The sequence below is a fragment of the uncultured Aquimarina sp. genome, from assembly GCF_947496855.1.
In the GTDB taxonomy this organism is placed as follows: domain Bacteria; phylum Bacteroidota; class Bacteroidia; order Flavobacteriales; family Flavobacteriaceae; genus Aquimarina.
In genome coordinates, this window is sequence record NZ_CANMED010000002.1 from 133,431 (window position 1) to 146,975 (window position 13,545).

The following is a 13,545-nucleotide window of genomic DNA, read 5'->3' on the forward strand; positions in this document are numbered from 1 at the left end:
TATGAAACTAAAAAAAGATCCATATAAGAAAAAAACAAAACTTCTCTTAGTGGCTTTACTTCTTGGAGCTTTAGTTATTACTGTGCTTTTTAGTAACAAAGTTTCTGGGGATGCGGTAACATCAAAAAAAACTAATAGAAATCAAACCGATACCCCAACTACAGCGATTGCCGAATATAGTATATCTGAGATGATCAAAAAAGATCAGAATATTATTTATTCTGATTCAGAATTTTCTATTTTATACAATAAAAAACAAGGAGTTCCTACTATCTATTACGTTTATAAAGATACACTTACACACAGACAATTAATAGATAGATTTTTTATACATATTTACCCAAAAGATGAACAAACACTTTTAAAACATCAGCCCTACAACTTTCTCAATATGGATTTTGAAAATAAAAAACCTCTTGAGTTAACAATCAATGGTAAAAAATATTTTGTTTTCCAAAGACCTTTTGTTCATAAAAGTTTAGGTGAATTTCTAAAAAATGAAAACATAAAGTTCATCAATACGGGTAGATTTTCATATTTGGGGCGTTCTTATGAAGCATCAAACATCAGATTCAAAAATTTTCACGGAACTGCTTCTCCCGATATATTGCCTAAATTGAACATCACTATAAATAAAAAAAGTTTCGATAAAATAAAAGCTAAAAGAGATAATGCATTAAAAAGCATTATACTTTCCAAAAGTGATGAAGATTTTGTAAAAGCTGATGTGTCCTTCAATAATTCTGAATCTGTAAAGTCTAAGTTAAGATTAAAAGGAGATTGGACAGACCATTTGGATGATCATAAAAAGTGGTCATTTAGAGTAATCATCGAAGAAGATGAAAAGACGATTCGAAGGATGGGTAAATTTTCTTTACAACACCCAAAAGCCCGAAACTATGAATGGGAATGGTTATTTAATAAAGTTATTAAGGACAATGATATTATAGGATTGAGGTATGATTTTATTGATGTAAAATTAAAAATAACTAATAAAGACAGTAGTGATCTTATTCACATGGGCATTATGGCTATGGAAGAATCGTTTGACAAACGATTGATAGAAAGCAACAAAAAAAGAGAAGGTGTAATTTTAACTTTTGACGAAACTCCGCTATGGAATGATAGAAAAAGTACCTTTGATAAGATGATAAGTCAAAAGTTCAGAAATCAAAGCTTACAATCCATGCAAAAAATGCCAATTAAAGTTTTTGATGAATCAAGAATATTATCCGATCCTGTATTATCAAAACAATTCTACATTGCTAAGGATCTATTGGATGCTCTTAGAAAAGGTAAAGTAAAAATTTCTGAAGTTTTTGATATCGATAAGCTAACAACATATGTTGCTTTATCTAATCTATTTGGAGGTCAACACGGACTATATGATCATAATTTACGAATTTATTACAACCCTATAACTAATAAATTAGAACCCATAAGTTTTGATTCTCATTCAGGATTAAGAATTTCTAAAATAGCCAATTACCCATTCTCAGAAGATGACCCCATCTACACAGCCAAACTTTTGGAGAAGTTACAATTAGTAAGCAGTAATGAATTCATAAAAAACATCATCCACAAATTTAAAGATGATCTTAACACACAGTTTAATATAGTTAATACAGAATTAAACACAACAGTGAATCTTTCAATATTAGATGATAATAGTAACTTTATCAAAAAACAAATAACCCCTCCTGATATTGTATTTTCAAATTTAATTAACATTTCCGATAATCAGATAGAACTATCGGTAAGAAACATTTCTAATTTTCCAGTGACTATAAAAGGAATTGTTCATTCAAAAGGAAATAACCTTACGAAGGTCCTATCTAAAAAGGAAGTAATCTCTCCAAATCAGGAAAAAATCATACATTTATATCTAAAAGATGCTTTTCAAAATGCATTTGTATCAAAAAAAAACAAAAAAGGAGGTTTTAGATATCCAAAAGATGTAAAAAAACTAAAATTAAAATTTCAATTAGAAGGTTTATCATTTACAAGAGAAGCTGATATTATTCCATTCGGATCGACAGAACAAAAAATGGCTCAAAGTATTCAATACTATAAAACTTCTAAACAAGCAAATTATAAAAATTTCAAATTATTAAAAATTAGTGGGAACCAAATTATTTTTCAAAAAGGTAAATACACTTTAGAACAAACCCTTACGATACCTAATAATTTTCAGATTATCGTAGAACCTGGCTTTGAATTAGATTTAAGGAATAACGCGTCTATTATTTCGAATTCTCCTCTATTATGCGAGGGCACGAAAGAATCTCCTATTCGCTTTTTTTCTTCAGATGGTACAGGAGGCGGGATTTTCATTTCTGATGTTAAGAAAAAATCTATTGTAAACTATTGTTATTTTGACAACTTATCAAACCCTAATTCTAAAATATGGAGTCTTTCAGGAGCGGTAAATTTTCACGAAACGGTCGTTGAAATTCGTAATTCAATATTTAAAAATAACAGATGTGAAGATGGTCTAAACATAATTAGGTCAAAATTCCTTATTGATGCTACCATTTTCGAAAATACTTTTTCTGATGCTTTTGATGGAGACTTTGTAGAAGGTGATATCAGTAATAGCAGTTTTTTTAATAGTGGAAACGATGGTATCGATATTTCTGGATCTTCTATCACCGTAAACAACGTAACAATTAAAAATTCTTCGGATAAAGCCATAAGTGCTGGAGAGTTAAGTAATATAAATGGAAACAACATTGTAGTTACTGATGGAGAGATTGGAATCGTAAGTAAAGACTTATCATATATATCATTACAAAACGTTAAGATATCAAACACTAAATTAGGCTTATCTTCCTTTCAGAAGAAATCAGAATATGGAACTGGATATATTGAAATTTCAAAGCTAACATTAATAGATAATACTCTAAATTATCTAATAGAAAATGGTTCACAGCTATTAATCAACAATACTCCTGTTGAAACAGTCTCTAATAAAGTATTAGATCAAATGTATGGAAATGAATATGGAAAAAGCAGCAAATAAAAATCACACCCCTTTTTACAGCCTTAGATATGAAAGAAAATTTATATTTCAACACATCTCATTAGAAGATTTAATAAATACTGTCATTTTTACTAATTCATTTTTTTTTAAAGAAATCTATACGAAAAGAACTGTGAATAATATTTATTTTGATGATAACAACTACAGTTTCTACAAAAAAAATGTAAATGGAGATGGAATAAGAGAAAAGTATAGAATCAGATGGTATAATGATCAATTTTCTAAAATAAAAAATCCTACAATAGAAATTAAAAAAAAATTCGGAGAAGTTGGTGACAAGTTTTCTCATAAACTAAATAATTTTGAAACTAATATTGAATTTATGAATAGAGATCAAGTGCATTCCTTATTTATAAAAACACTAAAAGAAACAAATCACAATCAACTGATTAATAATTTTCATATCCTACATCCATCTCTTTATAATAGTTATGAGAGAAAATACTTTCTGTCAGCGTGCGAAAAATTTAGAATAACGCTCGATTTCAATATGAATTTCTTCGACCCTAACAGTTATTCAATACGAAAAACAGAGAACCTAAATAAAGATATAATTTTAGAGCTAAAATATGATAATGAACATGATACTGAAAGTAGAATCCTAACACAACAAATAGGCACTAGATTATCCAAGAATTCTAAATATGTAAGAGGAATAAATACACTAAAATTTCTAATATCTTGAAGAAAAAAAAAGCAACTAATTTTTTAAAAAACCTTGTATTGGGAACGTGTCTATGTTTATTTATTAGCTGCTCTTCATTATCTAAGAAAAATTCTAGTTTCGCTTCTAAATATATTTATCTATCACATACCAGACTCAACACAAATGATAGTATCTTCAAGAAAATATATAAATTAAACCTAAATTTATATGATATGACTTTGTTAGGAGGTGATCTAGGTCGTGAAACATTTAAAGGCTCAATCATTAACCATCTGGATACTATTTTTGATTTAAAAAACAAAAACACCTTATGGAGTATTGGAAATCATGATAAGACTTCGGATGATAACTTTAAAAAAATTACAAGAAAAGACAAATACCATTCATATATAAAGGACAATACCACATTTATTACAATTAACTCTCAAGATAGTTTAAGTTCTATTGTAGGGAAGCAAAAAGACTTCCTATTAGACATATTATATAAAGTAAACACTAAAAACATTATAGTGCTATCTCATAAATTAATTTTCATGGATCAACATCCGGTGTTAGATAGTGAAATTAATCAGATATGTAATGGCGGTAAAGGCAATTGTTATTACTGCCATAACACTAACAATTTTCAATCTGAAATATATCCGGAGTTAGTAAAAATTAAAAAGTCAGGAAAAACATTAATATGGATAGGTGGTGATCTTGGTTATAAAACTAGCCAATTTAAATACGTAGATAAAAACGGTATAATTTTTCTTGGAAATGGCTTTTGGTATAAAAACAGAAAGAATAAAGTGTTATTATTTTCTAATAAAGATTCGCAAATAAAATATAGATTTATTTCAATAGATACCCTTATAAAGTATCAAAGTAACAAATTTATAGATTCACTTTTAAGAGCTGATTAAAAATTAATAAATAAAGCTTTATTGATAGTATCCTAATTATCAATTAGCTAAAAAAAATCTTAAAACTAACAAAAATAGCGTACTAAATAACAATACAATTGACGTAGTAATTCTTTGTTATAATGAAGGCAGTCCTATATTTACGGTTATTGGCAGTATATAAGATTTTTTGACTATATCACGGTCATTAATAACATATCAAAAGATAAAAGAAGATAGACTAACTCCACGCTTAGACTGATAATAAAAAACTTTACTGGCCTCTTTAATAATCCCTGGTTATGAGAATTAAACACTTCTCAAGAAGGTTTATTTTTTTTTTAAACCAAAAAAGGACTAAAACAAAGACAATACTTTCCAAAATACCATGAAGCAAGAAACCTAAAAACTCACATAACTTCAAAACAAGAATTAAAAAAGCCTCATCGTAAAGATGAGGCTTTGAGCGGGAGACCGGGTTCGAACCGGCGACATTCAGCTTGGAAGGCTGACGCTCTACCAACTGAGCTACTCCCGCCTTAATCAGCAACAAATGTATTAGATTTCTTCAATAATAAAAATAAAAAACCACATTATTTTTAACATACTTATTTATAAACTATTAGCGGTAACATCAAATAAAATTGCTATTACAGCTGATTAATGAAACATTAAAAAATATAAAAAAAAGCATTTTATCGAAAAAAAATGCTTTTAATCGGATTAAATGTGTATTTTTGTAGTTAAGAAAATATTAATATATTAGCAACTTATCTAAATTTGTATAGATAACCAACTAATTTTGTTTAATTAAACTAAATTACGTGATAACCCCAAATAAAAGGAGGTAAAACTCTTTTTTAAAAGAAATTTCCTACAGCCTATGAAGGTAAAATTACTTCTCTTTATATGTATATTATCATCATTGACCGGAGTTTATTCTCAGGTAAAAGTTGGTGATAATCCTAATCAAATAGACGCTTCCTCTATATTAGAATTGGAAAGTATTGACAAAGCTTTTGTTCTTACCAGAATAACAACTGCTCAAATGAATGCTATCACTCCACTAAATGGAGCCTTAGTATATAATTTAGATGATAATTGTGTTTTTCAATTCAACAACAATACATGGGACAGTTTATGTAGTGGAAATGATAATCAACAATTAAGTTTTGATACCAATACTAATATACTAACACTTCAAAATGGAGGACAGGTTGATTTAACCTCTCTCATTAATGACCCAGATCCAGACCCAACTAACGAAATACAAATATTAAGTCAAACCGGAAATACAATAACCTTATCCAATGGAGGCGGGAGTATTACCGAAACGATATCTACGCTTGTTGATAATGGTGATGGTACGTTTACATATACAGCAGAAGATGGTTCTATAACTAATATTGGAACTATAGGTAACCAAGGACCAACAGGAAATCAAGGACCAACGGGGAACCAGGGACCAACTGGAAACCAGGGACCAACTGGAAACCAAGGGCCAACAGGAAATCAGGGACCAACAGGAAACCAAGGACCAACAGGAAACCAAGGACCAACTGGAAACCAGGGACCAACTGGAAACCAAGGACCAACAGGAAATCAAGGGCCAACAGGAAATCAAGGGCCAACAGGAAATCAGGGACCAACAGGAAACCAAGGACCAACAGGAAACCAAGGACCAACAGGAAACCAGGGACCAACAGGTAACCAAGGACCAACAGGAAATCAGGGACCAACTGGAAATCAAGGGCCAACGGGTAACCAAGGACCAACTGGTAATCAGGGACCAACTGGTAATCAGGGACCAACGGGTAACCAAGGACCAACAGGAAACCAGGGACCAACAGGAAATCAGGGACCAACGGGTAACCAAGGACCAACTGGAAATCAAGGGCCAACGGGTAACCAAGGACCAACAGGGAATCAAGGACCAACAGGGAATCAAGGACCAACTGGAAACCAGGGACCAACGGGTAACCAAGGACCAACAGGAAATCAAGGGCCAACGGGTAACCAAGGACCAACTGGAAATCAAGGACCAACAGGAAATCAAGGACCAACGGGTAACCAAGGACCGACAGGAAATCAAGGGCCAACAGGAAACCAAGGACCAACTGGAAACCAAGGACCAACTGGAAACCAGGGACCAACTGGAAACCAGGGACCAACTGGAAATCAAGGGCCAACGGGTAACCAAGGACCAACTGGTAATCAGGGACCAACTGGTAATCAGGGACCAACGGGTAACCAAGGACCAACAGGAAATCAGGGACCAACGGGTAACCAAGGACCAACTGGAAATCAAGGGCCAACGGGTAACCAAGGACCAACAGGGAATCAAGGACCAACTGGAAACCAGGGACCAACGGGTAACCAAGGACCAACTGGGAACCAAGGACCAACTGGAAACCAGGGACCAACAGGGAATCAAGGACCAACAGGGAATCAAGGACCAACGGGGAACCAGGGACCAACTGGAAACCAAGGGCCAACTGGTAACCAAGGACCAACAGGTAATCAAGGACCAACAGGTAACCAAGGACCGACAGGAAATCAAGGGCCAACGGGTAATCAAGGACCAACTGGAAACCAGGGACCAACAGGGAACCAAGGGCCAACAGGAAATCAAGGACCAACTGGAAACCAAGGACCAACAGGGCCAACTGGAAACCAAGGACCAACAGGTAACCAGGGACCAACGGGTAACCAGGGACCAACGGGTAACCAAGGACCAACAGGTAATCAAGGGCCAACAGGGAATCAAGGACCAACAGGGAACCAGGGACCAACAGGTAATCAAGGACCAACGGGGAACCAAGGACCAACAGGAAATCAAGGGCCAACAGGAAATCAGGGACCAACAGGGAATCAAGGACCAACGGGTAACCAAGGACCAACAGGGAACCAAGGACCAACTGGGAACCAAGGACCAACTGGAAACCAAGGACCAACTGGAAACCAGGGACCAACAGGGAATCAAGGGCCAACTGGAAACCAAGGACCAACAGGAAATCAGGGACCAACAGGAAACCAAGGACCAACAGGGAACCAAGGACCGACAGGAAATCAAGGGCCAACAGGAAATCAGGGACCAACTGGAAACCAAGGACCAACAGGAAATCAAGGGCCAACTGGAAATCAAGGACCAACTGGAAACCAAGGACCGACAGGAAATCAAGGACCAACGGGTAACCAAGGGCCAACAGGAAATCAGGGACCAACAGGAAATCAGGGACCAACTGGAAACCAAGGACCAACTGGAAACCAAGGACCAACAGGAAATCAAGGGCCAACGGGTAACCAAGGACCAACAGGGAACCAAGGACCGACAGGAAATCAAGGGCCAACAGGAAATCAGGGACCAACTGGAAACCAAGGACCAACAGGAAATCAAGGGCCAACGGGTAACCAAGGACCAACTGGAAATCAAGGACCAACGGGTAACCAAGGACCAACTGGAAACCAAGGACCAACAGGAAATCAAGGACCAACTGGAAACCAAGGACCAACAGGAAATCAAGGGCCAACAGGAAACCAAGGGCCAACAGGAAATCAGGGACCAACAGGGAATCAAGGACCAACTGGTAATCAAGGACCAACAGGAAATCAAGGGCCAACAGGAAACCAAGGACCAACAGGAAATCAAGGGCCAACGGGTAACCAAGGACCAACTGGAAACCAGGGGCCAACAGGGAACCAAGGGCCAACTGGTAATCAAGGACCAACGGGTAACCAAGGACCAACAGGAAATCAGGGACCAACAGGGAACCAGGGACCAACAGGAAACCAAGGACCAACAGGGAACCAAGGGCCAACAGGGAACCAAGGGCCAACAGGAAATCAAGGACCAACAGGGAATCAGGGACCAACAGGGAACCAGGGACCAACAGGTAACCAAGGACCAACTGGAAATCAGGGGCCAACAGGAAATCAAGGGCCAACGGGTAACCAAGGACCAACAGGAAATCAGGGACCAACAGGAAATCAGGGACCAACTGGAAACCAAGGACCAACGGGTAACCAAGGACCAACAGGAAATCAGGGACCAACAGGAAACCAAGGGCCAACAGGAAACCAAGGGCCAACAGGAAATCAGGGACCAACAGGGAATCAAGGACCAACTGGTAATCAAGGACCAACAGGAAATCAAGGGCCAACAGGGAACCAAGGGCCAACTGGAAATCAAGGACCAACTGGAAACCAAGGACCAACAGGGAACCAGGGACCAACAGGAAACCAAGGACCAACAGGGAACCAAGGGCCAACAGGAAATCAAGGGCCAACGGGTAACCAAGGACCAACTGGAAACCAGGGGCCAACAGGGAACCAAGGGCCAACTGGTAATCAAGGACCAACAGGAAATCAAGGACCAACAGGAAACCAGGGGCCAACAGGGAATCAAGGGCCAACAGGAAATCAGGGACCAACAGGAAACCAAGGACCAACGGGTAACCAGGGACCAACAGGGAACCAAGGGCCAACAGGGAACCAAGGGCCAACAGGAAATCAAGGACCAACTGGAAACCAAGGACCAACAGGGCCAACTGGAAACCAAGGACCAACAGGTAACCAGGGACCAACGGGTAACCAAGGACCAACAGGTAACCAGGGACCAACGGGTAACCAAGGACCAACAGGTAATCAAGGGCCAACAGGGAATCAAGGACCAACAGGGAACCAGGGACCAACAGGTAATCAAGGACCAACGGGGAACCAAGGACCAACAGGAAATCAAGGGCCAACAGGAAATCAGGGACCAACAGGGAATCAAGGACCAACGGGTAACCAAGGACCAACAGGGAACCAAGGACCAACTGGGAACCAAGGACCAACAGGACCAACAGGTAATCAAGGACCAACGGGTAACCAAGGACCAACAGGGAATCAAGGACCGACAGGAAATCAAGGGTCAACGGGTAATCAAGGGCCAACGGGTAACCAAGGACCAACTGGTAATCAGGGACCAACTGGTAATCAGGGACCAACTGGTAACCAAGGACCAACAGGAAATCAGGGACCAACGGGTAACCAAGGACCAACTGGAAATCAAGGGCCAACGGGTAACCAAGGACCAACAGGGAATCAAGGACCAACTGGAAACCAGGGACCAACGGGTAACCAAGGACCAACTGGAAATCAAGGGCCAACGGGTAACCAAGGACCAACTGGAAATCAAGGACCAACAGGGAACCAAGGACCAACAGGAAATCAAGGACCAACGGGTAACCAAGGACCGACAGGAAATCAAGGGCCAACAGGAAACCAAGGACCAACTGGAAACCAGGGACCAACTGGAAATCAAGGACCAACAGGGAACCAGGGACCAACAGGTAATCAAGGACCAACGGGGAACCAAGGACCAACAGGAAATCAAGGGCCAACAGGAAATCAGGGACCAACAGGGAATCAAGGACCAACGGGTAACCAAGGACCAACAGGGAACCAAGGACCAACTGGGAACCAAGGACCAACTGGAAACCAGGGACCAACAGGGAATCAAGGACCAACAGGAAATCAAGGGCCAACTGGAAACCAGGGACCAACAGGAAATCAAGGACCAACAGGAAATCAAGGATCAACAGGGAACCAAGGACCGACAGGAAACCAAGGGCCAACGGGTAACCAAGGACCAACAGGAAATCAAGGGCCAACTGGTAATCAAGGACCAACTGGAAACCAAGGGCCAACAGGAAATCAAGGGCCAACGGGTAACCAAGGACCAACGGGTAATCAAGGACCAACAGGAAATCAGGGACCAACAGGGAACCAGGGACCAACAGGAAACCAAGGACCAACAGGGAACCAAGGGCCAACGGGTAACCAGGGACCAACAGGTAACCAAGGGCCAACTGGTAATCAAGGACCAACTGGAAACCAGGGACCAACTGGAAATCAAGGGCCAACAGGGAACCAAGGGCCAACTGGTAACCAGGGACCAACTGGAAACCAAGGACCAACAGGGAACCAGGGACCAACAGGAAATCAAGGACCAACAGGAAACCAAGGACCGACAGGGAACCAGGGACCAACAGGTAACCAAGGGCCAACTGGTAATCAAGGACCAACTGGGAACCAAGGACCAACAGGTAATCAAGGACCAACAGGAAACCAAGGACCGACAGGAAATCAAGGACCAACAGGGAACCAGGGACCAACAGGTAATCAAGGACCAACGGGTAACCAAGGACCGACAGGAAACCAGGGACCAACAGGAAATCAAGGACCAACAGGGAACCAGGGACCAACGGGTAACCAAGGACCAACTGGAAACCAAGGACCAACAGGGCCAACTGGAAACCAAGGACCAACAGGTAACCAAGGACCAACAGGAAATCAAGGGCCAACTGGTAATCAAGGACCAACTGGAAACCAAGGGCCAACAGGAAATCAAGGGCCAACGGGTAACCAAGGACCAACGGGTAATCAAGGACCAACAGGAAATCAGGGACCAACAGGGAACCAGGGACCAACAGGAAACCAAGGACCAACAGGGAACCAAGGGCCAACGGGTAACCAGGGACCAACAGGTAACCAAGGACCAACAGGTAACCAAGGGCCAACTGGAAACCAGGGACCAACTGGAAATCAAGGGCCAACAGGGAACCAAGGGCCAACTGGTAACCAGGGACCAACTGGAAACCAAGGACCAACAGGGAACCAGGGACCAACAGGAAATCAAGGACCAACAGGAAACCAAGGACCGACAGGGAACCAGGGACCAACAGGTAACCAAGGGCCAACTGGTAATCAAGGACCAACTGGGAACCAAGGACCAACAGGTAATCAAGGATCAACAGGAAACCAAGGACCGACAGGAAACCAAGGACCGACAGGGAACCAGGGACCAACAGGTAACCAAGGACCAACAGGTAATCAAGGACCAACGGGTAACCAAGGACCGACAGGAAACCAGGGACCAACAGGAAATCAAGGACCAACAGGGAACCAGGGACCAACGGGTAACCAAGGACCAACAGGAAATCAAGGACCAACTGGAAACCAAGGACCAACAGGGCCAACTGGAAACCAAGGACCAACAGGTAATCAAGGACCAACAGGAAATCAAGGGCCAACTGGAAACCAGGGACCAACAGGGAACCAAGGACCAACAGGAAATCAAGGGCCAACGGGTAACCAAGGACCAACAGGGAATCAAGGACCAACGGGTAACCAGGGACCAACTGGAAACCAAGGGCCAACAGGGAATCAAGGACCAACGGGTAACCAAGGACCAACAGGAAACCAAGGGCCAACGGGGAACCAAGGACCAACAGGAAATCAAGGGCCAACTGGAAACCAAGGACCAACTGGGCCTAGTTATATAGAAAGTGTAACCAATGTTATTAATGGTAATAGAATTGCAACTGTAAACTTCACAGGAGGAACGATTGTTGATATTGATGAAACTGTAACCACCATATCTCAAGATAATTCTACTGGTGATATTACATATACTAACGAAAGTGGTACTCCACCTGCGGACACAGTAGATGTAATAAGTAGTGATGCTAATAATCAAATTTCTGTTGGAACAGATGGTGGAGCCTATCTAAATGCACCTGTTATTTATGCTGCTGGAAGACATAATGCAGATGAATTAAGTGGAACCGCTTCTAAATCTGTTTATAATGCAACCATCACGCGTGTAAGTCAAGGATTGTTTGATGTTACGTTTCCTGATATTGGAAGCACTAATTATATCATACAGATAACACCTGAAGACTGTGGTGGTAATTGCCCTGATAATGGAGGAAGCGGTTATGATGACCCAACAGTTGGATATATAGCTTCTACTATTTCCTCAACTGGATTTAGAATAAGAGCAGGAGATAATGATAACGGCACAACAAACTTAGATTTAGCTGACCTTGGGTTTATGTTTACAATCATTAGGTTACCCTAATTTATAGCGTGTTAATATTTTTTTAAAATTTAGTAAGCTATAGATCAAAATTTTCAAGATCAAAAACATGAAAAAAATATTTTTTTATTTATTGTTTATTTTTTATGTATCTAGTTTAGTTGGACAGATAGATGCTGGTAATTTACTAGGTCTTCCAACAGCTACAGATTTCACAGAAATCAATGGGATAACAGGGCCGCAAATAGGAGCATTAGTATATAATCTTGATGATGATCAAGTATACCGTTTTACCAGCACTGGATGGCAAGTAATTAACGGCGAAAACATATATAGCGTTAATGGAACACTTACAGGTAACAGAACTGTTGATATGGGTACTAATCAACTAAATTTTGACACTGGTGCTAATATTAGATCTACCTTAACTTTAAGAAGAACGAATAATGCTAATGCATTAGGAATTGCATTCAGAAACTCAGGAAATGCTTACCCTGGAGCTATAGCCCTAGGAAGTGGAGCTAGTGGCAACAATAATGGATTAGATTTTTATGCAGGAGGAAATGAAGGTGACCCTGCTGATTTAGTTAAGACATTAGCGCTTCAAAACGATAATCAAATAGAGTTTTCTCAGTACGGACAAACTCCTGCTAACTTTGAAGGTACTGACTCCTCTGTAAAATTATTGGGAGTAAATAGTAATGGTGATATTGTAGAATCTAACACGACTAAATCTTCCAGAATCTTTTATCCACCTTCTATAGCTATTGACGCATCATCAACTGGAACTGGGAGAACAGTAGATCTGTATGATCAATACCTGAAACAATATTCTTTAACTCCAGATCCGGTAGGAGGTGTTACTCCTAGAACTGCTTCAAGTAATGGAGCTCCTGGGGCAATACCTTCATATAATAGAGACGAACTATATTATTATGTGACATATGCAGACCCCTTTGTATTTAACAATATTTCAATTGGTGGAACAGGAGAAGGCGTTAATGAGGGAGTCATGACTTATGATATTATAGGAACACCTCCTGATTTCAATTCATTAATTAATGTAGTGTTTGTTGTAAAGTAATCT

At 39.8% G+C, this 13,545-nt stretch carries 6 protein-coding genes and 1 tRNA gene; 5 read left to right on the forward strand and 2 right to left on the reverse strand.

All coding sequences use genetic code 11. The features are described from left to right. Position 1: 1 nt before the first annotated feature. The 3 genes from Q0921_RS06595 (at position 2) to Q0921_RS06605 (ending at position 4,615) form a co-directional block, all read left to right on the forward strand. Entirely contained in the window at positions 2-3,022 is a 3,021-nt protein-coding gene (locus Q0921_RS06595; protein ID WP_299255150.1) for a hypothetical protein, read from the forward strand. Next, a complete protein-coding gene (locus tag Q0921_RS06600; protein ID WP_299255153.1) occupies positions 2,997-3,728 on the forward strand; it encodes a polyphosphate polymerase domain-containing protein in 732 nt (243 codons plus the stop codon). Before Q0921_RS06595 ends, Q0921_RS06600 begins: the two co-directional genes overlap by 26 nt. A 194-nt stretch (positions 3,729-3,922) precedes the next feature. After that, positions 3,923-4,615, forward strand: coding sequence for a hypothetical protein (locus Q0921_RS06605; protein WP_299255156.1), 693 nt, complete (start codon positions 3,923-3,925; stop codon positions 4,613-4,615). A gap of 444 nt (positions 4,616-5,059) precedes the next feature. Here the strand turns inward: Q0921_RS06605 and Q0921_RS06610 are convergent. Together Q0921_RS06610 and Q0921_RS06615 are read right to left on the reverse strand one after the other, a co-directional pair. Continuing rightward, a tRNA-Gly gene (locus tag Q0921_RS06610) sits at positions 5,060-5,132 on the reverse strand. An 874-nt stretch (positions 5,133-6,006) separates the two neighbouring features. Beyond that, positions 6,007-11,904, reverse strand: a complete 5,898-nt coding sequence (locus Q0921_RS06615; protein ID WP_299255159.1) for a hypothetical protein — start codon at positions 11,902-11,904, stop codon at positions 6,007-6,009. A gap of 350 nt (positions 11,905-12,254) precedes the next feature. On the opposite strand from Q0921_RS06615, the gene Q0921_RS06620 reads away from it, so the two are divergent. Both Q0921_RS06620 and Q0921_RS06625 read left to right on the forward strand, forming a co-directional pair. After that, the gene (locus Q0921_RS06620; RefSeq protein WP_299255162.1) at positions 12,255-12,500 is read left to right on the forward strand and encodes a hypothetical protein; all 246 of its coding nucleotides are present in this window, start codon (positions 12,255-12,257) and stop codon (positions 12,498-12,500) included. Between the two features lie 67 nt (positions 12,501-12,567). Further along, positions 12,568-13,542, forward strand: coding sequence for a hypothetical protein (locus Q0921_RS06625; protein ID WP_299255165.1), 975 nt, complete (start codon positions 12,568-12,570; stop codon positions 13,540-13,542). Positions 13,543-13,545: the final 3 nt, after the last annotated feature.